Origin of the sequence: Pseudorhodobacter wandonensis, assembly GCF_001202035.1 — a bacterium.
GTDB lineage: Bacteria > Pseudomonadota > Alphaproteobacteria > Rhodobacterales > Rhodobacteraceae > Pseudorhodobacter > Pseudorhodobacter wandonensis.
Map to the genome: position 1 here is coordinate 192,602 of NZ_LGHT01000026.1, position 13,346 is coordinate 205,947.

General features: G+C 58.8%; 14 protein-coding genes and 1 pseudogene. 5 read left to right on the top strand and 10 right to left on the bottom strand.

Annotated features, from left to right (window positions below):
* Positions 1-38 precede the first annotated feature (38 nt).
* The 3 genes and pseudogenes from AKU79_RS07455 to AKU79_RS07465 all read left to right on the top strand — a co-directional run bounded on the left by AKU79_RS07455 (position 39) and on the right by AKU79_RS07465 (position 3,273).
* Positions 39-1,666 (top strand): annotated as a pseudogene (locus AKU79_RS07455) (AMP-binding protein).
* A 71-nt stretch (positions 1,667-1,737) separates the two neighbouring features.
* A complete protein-coding gene (locus AKU79_RS07460; RefSeq protein ID WP_050522956.1) occupies positions 1,738-2,766 on the top strand; it encodes a hypothetical protein in 1,029 nt (342 codons plus the stop codon).
* A gap of 201 nt (positions 2,767-2,967) precedes the next feature.
* On the top strand, positions 2,968-3,273 hold the full coding sequence (locus AKU79_RS07465) for a hypothetical protein (RefSeq protein WP_050522957.1): 306 nt from the start codon (positions 2,968-2,970) through the stop codon (positions 3,271-3,273).
* A gap of 135 nt (positions 3,274-3,408) precedes the next feature.
* Here AKU79_RS07465 and AKU79_RS07470 read toward each other — a convergent pair whose 3' ends face one another.
* The 5 genes from AKU79_RS07470 to AKU79_RS07490 all read right to left on the bottom strand — a co-directional run bounded on the left by AKU79_RS07470 (position 3,409) and on the right by AKU79_RS07490 (position 6,991).
* Entirely contained in the window at positions 3,409-3,930 is a 522-nt protein-coding gene (locus AKU79_RS07470) for a copper chaperone PCu(A)C (protein WP_050522958.1), read from the bottom strand.
* Positions 3,931-3,973: 43 nt separating this feature from the next.
* Positions 3,974-4,339, bottom strand: a complete 366-nt coding sequence (locus AKU79_RS07475; RefSeq protein ID WP_156209551.1) for a hypothetical protein — start codon at positions 4,337-4,339, stop codon at positions 3,974-3,976.
* A 113-nt stretch (positions 4,340-4,452) separates the two neighbouring features.
* Positions 4,453-4,740 (bottom strand): 50S ribosomal protein L28, encoded by a 288-nt coding sequence (gene rpmB / locus AKU79_RS07480; protein WP_050522960.1) that lies wholly within the window; start codon positions 4,738-4,740, stop codon positions 4,453-4,455.
* Positions 4,741-4,885: 145 nt separating this feature from the next.
* Positions 4,886-5,296: a DUF4864 domain-containing protein gene (locus AKU79_RS07485; RefSeq protein ID WP_050522961.1), complete on the bottom strand. Its 411-nt coding sequence runs from the start codon at positions 5,294-5,296 to the stop codon at positions 4,886-4,888.
* Positions 5,297-5,410: 114 nt separating this feature from the next.
* A complete protein-coding gene (locus AKU79_RS07490; protein WP_050522962.1) occupies positions 5,411-6,991 on the bottom strand; it encodes a lysine--tRNA ligase in 1,581 nt (526 codons plus the stop codon).
* Between the two features lie 120 nt (positions 6,992-7,111).
* Here AKU79_RS07490 and AKU79_RS07495 point away from each other — a divergent pair, with 120 nt between their 5' ends.
* Positions 7,112-7,534, top strand: a complete 423-nt coding sequence (locus tag AKU79_RS07495) for a tellurite resistance TerB family protein (protein ID WP_050523084.1) — start codon at positions 7,112-7,114, stop codon at positions 7,532-7,534.
* Positions 7,535-7,577: 43 nt separating this feature from the next.
* On the opposite strand, the gene dacB is transcribed toward AKU79_RS07495, so the two are convergent.
* The 4 genes from dacB to AKU79_RS07515 all read right to left on the bottom strand — a co-directional run bounded on the left by dacB (position 7,578) and on the right by AKU79_RS07515 (position 10,815).
* On the bottom strand, positions 7,578-9,032 hold the full coding sequence (gene dacB / locus AKU79_RS07500) for a D-alanyl-D-alanine carboxypeptidase/D-alanyl-D-alanine endopeptidase (protein ID WP_050522963.1): 1,455 nt from the start codon (positions 9,030-9,032) through the stop codon (positions 7,578-7,580).
* 82 nt (positions 9,033-9,114) lie between these two features.
* Positions 9,115-9,714 carry a nicotinate-nucleotide adenylyltransferase gene (locus AKU79_RS07505; protein WP_269430758.1) on the bottom strand — a complete coding sequence of 200 codons (600 nt, stop codon included), beginning with the start codon at positions 9,712-9,714 and terminating at the stop codon, positions 9,115-9,117.
* A 141-nt stretch (positions 9,715-9,855) separates the two neighbouring features.
* Positions 9,856-10,380, bottom strand: coding sequence for a YcnI family copper-binding membrane protein (locus AKU79_RS07510; protein WP_231580116.1), 525 nt, complete (start codon positions 10,378-10,380; stop codon positions 9,856-9,858).
* A 78-nt stretch (positions 10,381-10,458) separates the two neighbouring features.
* A complete protein-coding gene (locus AKU79_RS07515; protein ID WP_156209554.1) occupies positions 10,459-10,815 on the bottom strand; it encodes a hypothetical protein in 357 nt (118 codons plus the stop codon).
* Between the two features lie 167 nt (positions 10,816-10,982).
* On the opposite strand from AKU79_RS07515, the gene ettA reads away from it, so the two are divergent.
* On the top strand, positions 10,983-12,638 hold the full coding sequence (ettA, locus tag AKU79_RS07520) for an energy-dependent translational throttle protein EttA (RefSeq protein WP_050522966.1): 1,656 nt from the start codon (positions 10,983-10,985) through the stop codon (positions 12,636-12,638).
* A 70-nt stretch (positions 12,639-12,708) separates the two neighbouring features.
* Here the strand turns inward: ettA and AKU79_RS07525 are convergent, their stop codons facing one another.
* Positions 12,709-13,230 (bottom strand): REP-associated tyrosine transposase, encoded by a 522-nt coding sequence (locus tag AKU79_RS07525; RefSeq protein WP_050522967.1) that lies wholly within the window; start codon positions 13,228-13,230, stop codon positions 12,709-12,711.
* Between the last annotated feature and the right edge of the window lie 116 nt (positions 13,231-13,346).

A 13,346-nucleotide genomic window follows, 5' to 3' on the forward strand; every position in this document is an offset into this window, starting at 1 on the left:
GTCCATGCTGGCCGCCGGAGAGCTTTGCGGGAGGATCTATGGGCTGGCTTGCGGATGAAACTGGGTTGGAGCGTTCGGCGGCCAATCATGTGGCATTGACACCGTTGTCGCATTTGGCACGGGCGGCAGATGTGTTTCCAGACAGGCCTGCAATGATTTACGGCCAGACGCGGCGCAGCTATGCACAGTATCATGACCGCGTGACCCGCCTTGCCTCGGCTTTGACGGCGCATGGGGTGCGGCCGGGCGATGTGGTGGCGACATTGCTGCCCAACATCCCCGCACATGCCGAGGCGCATTTTGGCGTGCCGGCCTGTGGTGCCATCATCAACACCATCAACACGCGGTTAGAGGCCGACACCGTGGGCTATATCTTTGACCATGGTGGCGCGGTGGTTTTGCTGTGCGACACTGCGTTCCTGCCGCTGGCCGAGGCGGCGATAGAGCTGCAGGCAGGCCCGCCGCCGCATATCATCGAGGTGCCTGATACCGAGGCCGACTTTACCGCCACAGGCCGCTACCCCACCTATGAGGGCCTGCTGGAACAGGGCGACCCGGATGATGCGTGGCATATGCCCGAAGATGAGTGGGAAAGCATCGCGCTGAACTATACCTCGGGACAACGGGGCGGCCCAAAGGCGTGGTCTGCCACCATCGCGGCGCCTATCTGCTGACCATGGGCACGGTGGTCAGCTGGGAGCTGACGATGTACCCGACCTATCTGACCATCGTGCCGCTGTTTCATTGCAACGGCTGGGGCCATACTTGGATGATGCCGGTTCTGGGCGGCACGATTGTGTTTTGCCGCGATGTTACAGCGGGCGCGATTTATGATGCGATTGCCGATCATGGGGTTTCGCACTTTGGCGGCGCGCCGATCGTGTTGAATATGTTGATTCAGGCCAAGCCTGACCAACGCCGCGAATTTAGCCATATCGTACATGCTTTTACCGCTGGCGCCCCGCCGGCTGCGGCCACACTTGCAGCAATCGAACCTTTGGGCTTTTCGGTCAAGCAGGTCTATGGGTTAACCGAGACCTATGGCCATATCACCGAATGCCTGTGGGATGCGCAATGGGATGCCCTGCCGCAGGCGGATCGCGCCGCGATCAAGGCGCGCACCGGCGTTGTGCAACCGATGGCCGGTCAGGCCGTGGTGATGGATGCCAATATGCAGCCTGTGCCGCGTGATGGCGCCACCCAAGGCGAGATCATGATCCGTGGCAATACGGTGATGAAAGGCTATTACAAGAACCCCGAGGCCACTGCCGAGGCCTTTGCAGGTGGCTGGTTCCATTCCGGCGACATCGCCTTTCAGCATCCGAACGGCTATATCAAAATCACCGACCGCGCCAAAGACATCATCATTTCGGGTGGCGAGAATATCAGCTCGGTAGAGGTGGAAAACGCGCTGATGCATCACCCTGCCGTGTCGCTTTGTGCCGTGGTGGCCCGGCCAAACAGCACATGGGGCGAGGTGCCTTGCGCCTTTGTCGAATTAAAGGCCGATACCGAGGTGACCGAGGCCCAGCTGATCGCCTTTGCCCGCAAGCATCTGGCGGGTTTCAAAACCCCAAAGCATGTTGTTTTTGGCGAGTTGCCAAAAACATCGACTGGAAAAATCCAGAAATTCATGCTGCGCAACGCCGCAAAGCTGTTGGAGTGACGCTGCAAGATTGTGCAATCGGTGACGGTCGGCTATCGTTGTGAACAATAAGGCAGCAGGCAAGGCCATAAATGGCAAGTACGGCCCTGAAGAAATATCAAAAGCTGGAAAGCTCTGGTCTATGGCGCGAAAATGCCACGGGCCAGAGGCGGGAAGTTATTGCCAATTTGGGGGCGACCTCGCTGATCTTGTCTGACCCAAAGCGCGAGGTGGCATTGGCCCATTGGTCGCTGCCTGCCGTAACGCGCCTGAACCCCGGAGAGATGCCCGCGCTTTATGCGCCCGATATGTCCGAGGGCGAAACGCTGGAGATCGACGATCAGGTGATGATTTCGGCGCTTGAAACGGTAAATGCTGCCATTCAGTCAGAGCGCCCGCATCCGGGGCGGTTGCGCAATATGTTTTTGGGTACCATTGCGGTGGCGATCATGGCGATCGGGGTATTCTGGCTGCCGAATGCACTGGAAGAGCACACGGCCTCTTTCTTGCCCCGGCCGACGCGACAGGAAATCGGGAATGAGGCGCTGGCAGATTTGACCCGCCTGACAGGGCAGCCCTGTTCCTCAAAAAGCGGCAAGGTTGCATTGGCCAAGCTGTCGGCGCGGCTGTTCGGGCAGGACGGCGGGGTAGAGCTGATCGTGGTACGCACTGGTCTGGCCAAGGCCCAAGCCTTGCCGGGGCGGTTGATCGTGCTTCCCGAATCGCTGCTTGCGGAACAAGACGGGCCTGATGTTGTTGCAGGCTATGCGCTTGCTGCCCGCATCTCGGCCGAGCTGAATGACCCGATGTTGCATTTGCTGCATTATGCGGGGATTACCGCCACATTCCGGCTGCTGACAACAGGCGATTTACCTGAGTCAGCGGTCAGTGGCTATGCGGAAACCCTGATCACCTCTGAACCGCCACCGCCGTCTGATGCCGTTTTGCTGGCGCGGTTTGAGGCGGCAGGTCTGGCCACCACACCTTATGCCAATATGCGCGACCCTTCGGGTGTGACCACAGCGGGCCTGATTGAAGGCGATCCGTTCAACGATCTGATTCCCCCCGCGCTTTTGCCCGATGGCGATTGGGTCAGCCTGCAAGATATTTGTACAAACTGACGGCGCCACAGGGCGGTATCACGGGGCGGTATCTTGTGATGCAGGCGCCCCCTCCCCCAACCACTGGTGCCGGGCCGGCGGAACTGCGTTAAATCTATGGTTTTGCCCATTTTTGTTGAAAAAATTGCCGGAATCTGTATGGTTTCTTCATTACAAACAATAGCGGCGGGGCATACTCCGCGTGAACCATGAGGCCGAGCCATGACAAAAATCCTGATCGCAGCTAGTCTGCTTGCGATTGCCCTGCCAATGACCGCATTTGCAGGACCAATCGAAAACGCCTGCAACCGTTCGGACCGCAAGGGCGCAACCCGCTCATTATGTGGCTGCATCCAGCAGGTCGCAGACATGACGCTGAAAGGCGGCGACCAGCGCAAAGCGGCCCGGTTCTTTACCGATCCGGAACAAGCGCAAAAGGTTCGCATGTCCAAGAGCGACAGCGACAACGCATTCTGGGCGCGCTACAAGAATTTTGGCGAAACTGCTGCGGTTTATTGCGGCGGCTAAGGCGCGGCGCTGCCATTGCTTTTTGATATTTTACACCGACCACAGCATCGCTTGGTCGGTGTTTTTCGTTTCACTGGCAAGTAAGGTGACGGCCCCGAATGGGGCCGTTTGGCGTTAGGCTTGGTTATCTGCCGCTCAGTTACCAGCGCCGGCTTTCATCGCGCCGTGGTTCATTTTGCTATGATCCATTTTGCCATTGCCCATTCCGTTGCCCATCTGGGGCGCGCGGTCATTATCGACAGGCACTTCGACAACGATATCGCCTGCCTTTTCAAAGGTCAGGGTCAGTTCGACCACATCGCCTTGCACCGGAACGGAATTCAGGCCCAAGAACATCACATGATCGCCACCGCGTTGCAGCGCGTGGGTTTCGCCAGCGGCGATTGGAAAGCCCTCGGCCACATGCACCATTTTCATCACGCCATTGGCGTCTTGCAGGTGTGTATGCAGCTCTACCTTTTGGGCGATGTCGGAACGGACGCCGATCAGGCGATCCTCGTCGCCATGATTGTCGATCACCATAAAGGCCGCGCCGCTGGTTGCCATAGCCCCCGAAACCCGCATGTAGGGATCGGAAACGGTGATGTCGGCGGCAAAGGCCATTGTGGTTGAGGCGATTGCCAGAGCAGCCGCCGCGAAGAGGGTTTTGTAGGTCATGTCATTGGTCTTTCTTATTGAAAACGGGTTGAAAACATCTGCTTCACCCCACCAATGGCGGCCCCCTTGCCCGTGTGACCAGCAGCCCCGCCATGCGCGGCGCGGCGCTCTGGCCAATCACCACGGCCCGCGCGCTACGCGTTACCAAGGCGACCAGCGCCGGAATCTCGGGCGGCAAGTAGGCGGCCAAACCCGCAAGGCAATCCGGGCAAGGATGCACCGGGCCAACCGGATTGCCCTGATCATCCAGCGTGATGCTTAGAACGCCATAGCCCGAACAAATGACGATCGTTGTGCCACCGTTTGACATGGCGGCAGCCTGCCCCCGCGCGACAGCCATGGAAACGCTGCCTGCGACCAGCGCAAGGCAAAGCATGACAAGACCGAGAGGGCGAAACAGTTTCAACATATGGCTGTATGTATACGGGCGCAGGCGCCTGTGAAAGGGCCATTTTGGCGCAGCCTGCCGAAACGCAAAAAGCCCCGCTTGCCGCGGGGCCATGCGATAGAATTGCAAAGCAATCAGGCTGCTGCCTGAGCCTTTTCAATTTCTTTCTTGATCTTCAGCGCTTTTGGCGAAAGCTCGTCGTTCTTGGCTTTTGCCAGGAACGCGTCAAACCCGCCGCGGTGATCGACTGTGCGCAAGGCAGCAGCAGAAATACGCAGAGAGAAAGATTGACCGAGCACGTCCGAAAGCAACGTGACATCATTCAGGTTTGGCAGAAACCGGCGACGGTTTCTGTTTTTGGCGTGGCTGACAGTGTTGCCAGTCATTGGGCCTTTACCGCTTAGTTCGCAGACGCGCGACATAGTCGTGATCCTTGTATTCAACGCCCTAGGGGCATCACATCAACATCAAAGGCCACTGCATAAACAGCAAGCCAAAATTCCATCTGCGTCTGTTAGGGGGAATCGCAGGCGCCGTCAAGCGGGCAAGTCTGTGATCGCAAGGTTTTCACGCAGCAACGCCGGATTGAGGCAAAAGCTGCACGGCATTTATCAGCCAGCCCTCGGGGGTTTTGACAAGCTGGTAATCCAGTAGATGGGTAGCCCCCGCCCTGTCGGTGACCATCACCCGTTGCCAGACCAGCCCACCGTCTTCGCGCACCCCCAGCATGCGTACCGATTTGGGGCGATAGACCATCGGATAGCCCTGCCGCACCATGGCGCCAAAATTTTCAGAATTGCCGAAAAGCCCTTGGATTGTGGGCGAGGCAAAGCTGAAAGCCGTCGTAAAATCATCCGCTTGTAGGGCCGCTATCTGATCGTTGATCAAGGATTGAATGGCCTGGTCGCGGCTCTCTTGCGCCGAAAGCGGTGCTGCGACCACCGCCGACAGTAGCAAAGCAATAAAAACCTTACGCATAGCGCGTTCCCTTCGGTTGCTGTTCCACAGGCTTAAACTAGCGTGCTGCGGACCAAAGGCAAACGGCGCAGGGTTGCCCCCGCGCCGCGCTGTTTTTTTCGGTGGCAAACGGGCCTAGGCGACCAATTCACCCGCAAGACCGCGATCCAGCAACGCCAGCGATTCCTTGATGCCGTAAAGCGCGATGAACCCGCCGAATCGAGGGCCCTCGGACGCCCCGAGCAGCACCTCATACAGAGCCTTGAACCAGTCGCGCAGGTTTTCAAAGCCGTGATCCTTACCCACGGCAAAGACCATGCTTTGCAGCGCCTCGGCATCCAAGCCGCCATCCCATCCGACCAAACGGCTGCGCAGATCGGCCATCGCCGCGCGCTCCTGATCGGTGGGCAGGCGGAACACCCGCTTTGGCGCCACGAAATCGGCGAAATAGCGCACCGCATAGCCTGCCGCCGCATCCAGATCTGGGTGCGTTTCGGGCGATGCCTCGGGGGCGTAGCGCTTGATAAAGCCCCAAAGACCCGCCGCATCCGTTGCCGCCGACACAGAGGCAAGGTTCAGCAGCATCGAGAATGGCACCACCATTTTGCTTTCGGGCGGGTTGCCCGCGTGAATGTGCCACACTGGGTTGTTCAGCTGTGCCGCCGCATCCTGCCCCGGATAGGCGCGCAGCTGCTGGTGATATTCATCCATCGCACGTGGAATCACGTCAAAATGCATCCGCTTGGCGGTTTTGGGCTTTTGATACATGAAATAGGACAGGCTTTCGGTGCTGGCATAGGTAAGCCATTCATCGATTGTCAGGCCGTTGCCGCTGGATTTGCTGATCTTGTGACCTTCGGCATCCAAAAACAGCTCATAGGTCATATGGTTCGGCTTGCGCCCGCCCAGCACTTCGCAAATGCCGTCATAGATAGGGGTGTTGGTCGAATGGTCTTTGCCATACATTTCAAAATCGACATCCAGTGCCGCCCAGCGCGCGCCGAAATCGGGCTTCCACTGCAATTTCACATTGCCGCCGGTGACGGGCAACGTCCATTCGCGGCCATCCTCATCATCAAAGGTGATGGTGTGGTTCACAGGGTCAACCGATTTCATCGGCACATACAAAACCCGCCCCGTTTCGGGGTGGATCGGCAAAAACGCCGAATAGGTTTGCTGGCGTTCCTCACGCAAAGATTTCAGCATTATCGCCATGATCGCATCATAGCGTTCGACGCAAAGGCGCAAAACGTCATCAAACTGGCCCGAGGCATAAAACTCGGACGCGCTGACAAATTCATATTCAAACCCGAAAGTATCCAGAAAACGGCGCAGCATGGCGTTGTTATGATGGCCAAAGCTTTCGTACTCGCCATACGGGTCCGGCACTTTAGTCAAAGGCTTTTGCATATGCTCGCGCAGCATGTCCTGCTGCGGCACATTGCTGGGCACTTTGCGCATGCCGTCCACATCATCGGAAAAGCAGATAAGGCGGGTGGGGATGTCCGAGATCACCTCAAACGCGCGGCGGATCATGGTTGTGCGTGCCACCTCGCCAAAGGTGCCGATATGCGGCAGTCCGCTGGGGCCATAGCCGGTTTCAAACAGCACATAACCCTTTTCCGGCGCCTTCTTGGCATAGCGTTTCAGCAGCGCGCGTGCCTCCTCAAAAGGCCAGGCTTTCGACGTCATCGCAGCTTCGCGCAGGGCAGACATATCCCTCATCCTTATGTTGGGTATAACAACACCGTGTTGTCATAGACCGGCCACTCCTATTGCCCCGCCGCCAATAGGTCAATAATCTGCACCCAAATGCCCCAAATTAAGGACAAAACGATGCCCGATAGGCTTGCCTCGATGACTGCCCAAGACGCGCTTTTGGCGATTATGGTTGCGGTTTCCGCCTCTGACGAAAATCTGCGCACGTCCGAGCTTGTGGCGATCCAGCGTATCGTCAACCACCTGCCGGTGTTTGCGGGTTATGACCCCGACCGCTTTGCACAAGTGTCGAGCGTGGTGTTCGACCTATTCGAGGAAGAAGACGGGCTGGATGCGTTTTTCGGGCTGGTTCAGGACGCGCTGCCGGAAAAGCTGTTTGAAACAGCCTATGCGTTGGCCTGCGATGTCGCGGCAGCGGATGGCACGCTTTATGAACAAGAGCTGCAATTCTTGCAGGAAATCCGGGATGAGCTGGCAATAGACCGCCTGCACGCAGCCGCGATCGAGCGTGGGGCACGCGCGCGGCATATGACGGCCTGAGCCATAGTGGTTTGCGCGGTCAGGATGCGCCGCGCGAACCGTCTTAGGTGTATTGCGCCGCCCAATGGCTGATCAGTTTGGCCTGCATATCACGGGCGCGCCGCGTCCATTGCGGGCCACCCGGTGGGCGTTCACGTTCGGACATAGACAGCGCATCGCGCCGCGACGTATCGGCGCTAAAGATCGCAAAGGTCAGTTCTTTGCCCGAGGTTGGTTGCACATAGCCCGCCAATCCCGACACAAAGTTCAGCGTGCCGGTTTTGGCCACGACCCGCGTGGGATGGTTTTTGATTTCCTTGCCATCCGCACCGCGCACGCCTTGCTGTTTCAGCAGGGTTGGCAACATTCCTTGCCGTGCTGCAAGAAACGCCTTGGCCATATCAGCCGCCGAGATCCGAGAATCACCCCCCAGACCGGAATGGTCAACAAAGCGGCTGCTGATGCCGTGCTTGGCCGCAGCCCAGGCCTGCATTTGCGCCGCCGACGCCTTTAACCCGTCGGCACCCGATGCCGTCAGACCCAGCGCTTCGGCTGTCATGTTGGTCGAGTATTTCAGCATGTCGCGCATCACCTCGGTCAGCGGATCGCTGCGGGTCTCGGCCACAATTGCGCCTGCGGGCAAAGCACCGATCAGCACGGCTTGCGGCAGGCGCAGCCCATGCGCGCGCATCAATGTGGCAAACACCTCGGCGGTGTAGATCTCGGGGTGGCGCACCGGTAACCAGCGGCTGCCTGCCTTGCCCAGCGCCGCTTGCGCCACGGTCCAGGTATCGCGGTCTTTGCCGCCCTTATAGGCGAACAACGGCGCCTCACGCGCGACGGCGCTGACGCTTGCCATGCTGACCACTGGCATAAAGCGTTTGCCGCGCGCATCCATAGAGATGTCATAGCCTTTGGTGCCACGCCGCCACTCAAAATTCACCCGGTTATAATTCAGGTTCAACCCCGACACCGCCGGATTATAGCCAACAAAATCAGGCTGTTCGTGGTCGATTTCGTCAATATGCGGAATGCCGCCGGCATAGGCGAGGTAGCGCCCGCTGATTTCCTTGATCCCTTTGGCGGCCAATGCCTGCGCCAAATCGCCCAAGCGGTCGGTATCAAGGCTGGGGTCGCCACTGCCCACCAAAACCAGATCGCCTTGCAGCCGCCCGTTCTGCACCGGGCCTGTCACCACCACCCGCGTGGCATAGCGATAGCCGGGGCCAAGCCGGTCCAGTGCGTAAAAGCTGGTGACCGCTTTGGCGACCGAGGCCGGCGGCTGTGCCACCGTTTCGTTCATCCCTTCGATAATCTTGCCGCTGCGGCTGTCCATCACGACAAAGCCGACCGTGCCGCCCAAACCCGCCGCTGCCACGATGGCATCGCTGCCACCCGACCGTGCAATCGCCGAGCCGGGCTTGGATGCAGGGCGCGGCGAGCGTGCCGGTGCCTCGGCGCAGCTTGGAACCGCCGCGCTGGCCAATAGTGCCGTTAAAATCCAACGTCTTGAATACATCCCGCATCCTTCCCAACACCCGCTGCAAACTTACCCCAAGCCAGACGCAAACGTCCAGCGGCTCTGCCCGCGTTTTAGCAGCTTACCCCGCCCATTCCCCGCGTGCGCGTATCGCGCTGGATGAGGCCTTGTGCAAAGGCATGTTCAAAAAGCACCAGCGCGGCCGCGGGCCATGGGCCAAAGATTGCGCTGCTGCATCGGGCAGACGCGCGCGCCAAAACACCTCGGCCGTTTTGGAAAGCCGCGCCTGAATACGGCTGCCGGGGCGCGCCAACACCCCCACGGGCACCATATGCATGATGTCTTGCCAGCGGTCCCACCGATCAAATTGCAGCAGGTTATCGGCACCCATCAGCCAGACAAACCGCACCCTCGGATAGCGCGCAATCAGCGCCTCTAACGTCTCGGCGGTATAGCGCGTGCCCAGCCGCGCCTCGATATCGGTAACAATGACGCGTGGATCATCCATCACCAGCTGCGCCTGCGCCAAGCGGTCGGCCATCGGCGCAGGTTGGCGCGCCTTTAGCGGATTGCCGGGCGACACCAGCCACCACACGCGGTCCAAACCAAAGCGCTTTAGCGCCTCACGCGTCAAATGCGCATGGCCTGAATGGGCTGGATCAAACGACCCGCCCAAAAGGCCGATCACCATGCCTTTGGTCGCGATTGGAAATCCTTGCACTGCCGCCCAAACCTTTTACTGCCCAGCCCCTACATTTGCACAAGGCCGCAGGCGAATACCATCCCCGCCGCAAGGCATATAGCTGCAAAAAACGGGCCAACGTTTCACCGTTGGCCCGCCAGATTGTTTACCCTTTCCAACTTAGTGGTGATGCTCACCATGGGTTACGGTCACAAACGGCGCTGGCGCTTTCAAATCGCTGGTGGCTTGCCCCTCGGCCGGGATTTCATCCCAATGGGCCATGCCACTGGCGCATTCTTGCACGACCTTTACGTACAGCTTGCTGTCCACGGCCACAGCGTCGTCAACCTTGGCGCGGAACACAAATTCATCGTAATAGGCATCTGGCAGCGAACCTGTCCAAACGATCTGCTTCACGCCTTTGGTGACGGCCGTGCCATGGTTGTCAACCGGCGCGGCATAGTCGCCCTCGGTCACCTCTAGTTCCCAACCCGCCTTGGGCATCGGCTTGGCGAAAACCATGCCCTCTGGCACCTCAACCCGCAGCTTTTGCGTCGCCTCGCCTTCGCAACCGTGGCCAATGCGGATGACCGCCTTGTAGTACGATCCGGCGGGGGCCTCGGCCACCTCTAGCGTGGCATGTGCCAAGGCCGAAGTCGCGCCAAAACCAGCAACCAAAGCTGCAATCATCATTACGTTTTTCATCTTATGTCTCTCGTTTTCAATGGCCAGCCTGCGCATGCAGCGCCAAGCCTGACCTGTCAGATTATATTGGTGAAACAGTCAGACAGTGAAAACAGGCGGCCCGCGTGCCGGTGGCCATTGGCCGAAAACAGACGCGAAATGATGGTGAATTGCGGCAAACGGCCCAAGGCTTTGCGGCTGCGACACCGGCAGCGCCAGCCCGTAAACCGGCAGCGCCTTGGCCACAGCGGTGAAACAGCACTGGTGGTCACAACCTGCCACATCGCCGCTGCCCCCGCCGCAAATAGCGCCTTGGGCCAGTAGCAGCTGATACGCCCCCTCGCCCGCAAAGGGCGCAGGCGGCGCGGGGTTTGCCCCACCAACCAGCACAAACAGGCCAAGGGCAACCGCCCAAAGCCGCATCAATGCCAGAAAAGAGTTAGGTGGGTGACGCATAGGTCGCGGAAAAACCAAAAGAAATTCGTGGCATGTCGTGCCAGCCAAATGGCGCCATGGCAAGCCGCAAAACGCCTTTCACAGCGCGATTTCGCGCAGCACATTGCCCCCAGCGCGCAAAGCCTCTATCTACAGCCCGAATTCTAAGATTTTGCGGGGAACATCCGATGGCCAGCTATCAATACATCTACCACATGGACGGCGTGTCAAAGACCTATCCGGGTGGCAAAAAGTGCTTTGAGAATATTCAACTGAACTTCCTTCCCGGTGTGAAAATCGGTGTGGTCGGCGTGAACGGCGCGGGTAAATCGACCCTGCTGAAAATCATGGCCGGCATGGACAAGGATTTCAAAGGCGAGGCTTGGGCCGCCAAAGGCGCGCGCGTGGGCTATCTGGCGCAGGAACCTTACCTTGACCCCAAGCTGACCGCCAAAGAAAACGTGATGCTGGGCGTGGCAAGTAAGACCGCAATTCTAGAGCGTTACAACGAACTCGCCATGAATTACTCAGACGAAACCGCCGATGAGATGGCCGCGCTGCAAGACCAGATCGACGCGGGCAACCTGTGGGAGCTGGAGGCATCCGTGGGCGTGGCAATGGACGCGCTGCGCTGCCCGCCCGATGACGCGAATGTTGAGGATCTGTCGGGCGGTGAACGCCGCCGCATCGCGCTGTGCAAGCTGCTGCTTGAAGAGCCTGACATGCTGCTGCTGGACGAGCCGACCAACCACCTTGACGCCGAATCGATTGCCTGGCTGCAAAAGCACCTGATCAATTACAAAGGCACGATCTTGATCGTCACGCACGACCGCTACTTCCTTGACGATATTACCAGCTGGATTCTGGAACTCGATCGCGGTCGCGGCATCCCGTATGAGGGCAACTATTCCGCATGGCTGGACCAAAAAGCCAAGCGCATGCAGCAAGAGGCCCGCGAGGACAAAACCAAGCAAAAGGCGCTGGAAAAGGAACTGGAGTGGATCCGTTCCGGTGCCAAGGCCCGCCAATCCAAGGGTAAGGCCCGTATTGCGCGCTATAATGAAATGGCCGGCCAAACGGTTATGGAACGCGCGACCACCGCGCAGATCGTTATCCCGAACGGCGAGCGTCTGGGGAATAAGGTTATCGAGGTTGTCGGCCTGAAAAAGCACATGGGCGACAAGCAGTTGATCGAGGATCTGACCTTTACCGTGCCGCCGGGGGCGATTGTGGGCGTGATTGGCCCGAACGGTGCCGGTAAATCGACGCTGTTCCGCATGATCACAGGTCAGGAACAGCCGGACGAAGGCACGATCACCTTGGGCGATACCGTGCAGCTGGCCTATGTTGACCAGTCGCGCGACGCGCTGGACCCGAACGCCACCGCTTGGGAAGAAATCTCGGGCGGGGCCGAGGTTATTCACCTTGGCGATATGGAAGTGAACAGCCGCGTTTACGCCGGTTCGTTCAACTTTAAAGGCACCGACCAGCAGAAAAAGGTCGGCCTGCTATCGGGTGGTGAGCGGAACCGCGTGCACATGGCGAAACTGCTGCGCTCGGGCGGGAACGTGCTGCTCCTCGACGAACCTACCAACGATCTGGACGTGGAAACCCTGCAGGCGCTGGAACAGGCGATTGAAGATTTCGCCGGCTGCGCGATCATCATCTCGCACGACCGCTTCTTCCTTGACCGCCTGTGTACCCACATCCTTGCCTTTGAAGGCGATGCCCATGTGGAATGGTTCGAAGGCAATTTTGAGGCCTATGAGCAGGATAAAGTCCGCCGCTTGGGGCCGGATGCGTTGGAGCCAAAACGGGCGAAGTACAAACGGTTTGCGCGGTAATTATGCGTAGGGTGCGCTTCAGCGCACCTTACCTTGCCCCCATCAACCTAGCGGTGCGCTAAAGCGCACCCTACTCGCCGAATTTGCCGTCGGGACTTGTGCCTTGCCACTCGGGCCCGACAAGCCCCCTGCGTATATCGCGGTGGAGAGAAGAGAATGGCCACTCGACGGGCCGCTTCACCAAACCATGTTTAACCGGATTACCCCAGCAATAGCGCAAATGTGCGTTAAAATCTCCCTCATCCCTGATGTGATGTTCCCAATAGCGGCGCTGCCAGATTGCCTTTTCGCGGCGCCGTATATGGCTGGACCGCTGAGCACCCGCGCCTTGGCCCATTGAAAACAGTGCCTTGATACTGCCCCAACGCGTCATGAAATCGCGGTCATGCGGTGGCAAGGTCCAAACAGCATGCAGGTGATCGGGCAACACGACCATCGCATCAATGCGAAACGGCCGGTTGTTCAGCGTCACGCGCACCGCAAGGCGCAGGTCGTCAATCTTGGTGACAAGCAAATCCGATCCCCGCTGCGCCAGCGCAACTGTGAAAAAGATCTGCGGTCCTGTTATCTGGGGGCGAATGTAATTGGGCATGCCGACAGCATGGTCAGGTTTGGGTTAACGCGCGGTTTACGGGGCATGTTGGAACCAAACTGCGCGTCAGGCGTTCCCTTTGCAGATTGGCAAAAAGAGAATGGAGAACGTCATGA

Bases quoted from the DNA above. Each gene is read 5' to 3' on its own strand.
- AKU79_RS07460 (WP_050522956.1), top strand. From the start codon at position 1,738: ATGGCAAGTACGGCCCTGAAGAAATATCAAAAGCTGGAAAGCTCTGGT.
- AKU79_RS07465 (WP_050522957.1), top strand. From the start codon at position 2,968: ATGACAAAAATCCTGATCGCAGCTAGTCTGCTTGCGATTGCCCTGCCA.
- AKU79_RS07470 (WP_050522958.1), bottom strand. From the start codon at position 3,930: ATGACCTACAAAACCCTCTTCGCGGCGGCTGCTCTGGCAATCGCCTCA.
- AKU79_RS07475 (WP_156209551.1), bottom strand. From the start codon at position 4,339: ATGTTGAAACTGTTTCGCCCTCTCGGTCTTGTCATGCTTTGCCTTGCG.
- rpmB (WP_050522960.1), bottom strand. From the start codon at position 4,740: ATGTCGCGCGTCTGCGAACTAAGCGGTAAAGGCCCAATGACTGGCAAC.
- AKU79_RS07485 (WP_050522961.1), bottom strand. From the start codon at position 5,296: ATGCGTAAGGTTTTTATTGCTTTGCTACTGTCGGCGGTGGTCGCAGCA.
- AKU79_RS07490 (WP_050522962.1), bottom strand. From the start codon at position 6,991: ATGTCTGCCCTGCGCGAAGCTGCGATGACGTCGAAAGCCTGGCCTTTT.
- AKU79_RS07495 (WP_050523084.1), top strand. From the start codon at position 7,112: ATGCCCGATAGGCTTGCCTCGATGACTGCCCAAGACGCGCTTTTGGCG.
- dacB (WP_050522963.1), bottom strand. From the start codon at position 9,032: ATGTATTCAAGACGTTGGATTTTAACGGCACTATTGGCCAGCGCGGCG.
- AKU79_RS07510 (WP_231580116.1), bottom strand. From the start codon at position 10,380: ATGAAAAACGTAATGATGATTGCAGCTTTGGTTGCTGGTTTTGGCGCG.
- AKU79_RS07515 (WP_156209554.1), bottom strand. From the start codon at position 10,815: ATGCGTCACCCACCTAACTCTTTTCTGGCATTGATGCGGCTTTGGGCG.
- ettA (WP_050522966.1), top strand. From the start codon at position 10,983: ATGGCCAGCTATCAATACATCTACCACATGGACGGCGTGTCAAAGACC.
- AKU79_RS07525 (WP_050522967.1), bottom strand. From the start codon at position 13,230: ATGCCCAATTACATTCGCCCCCAGATAACAGGACCGCAGATCTTTTTC.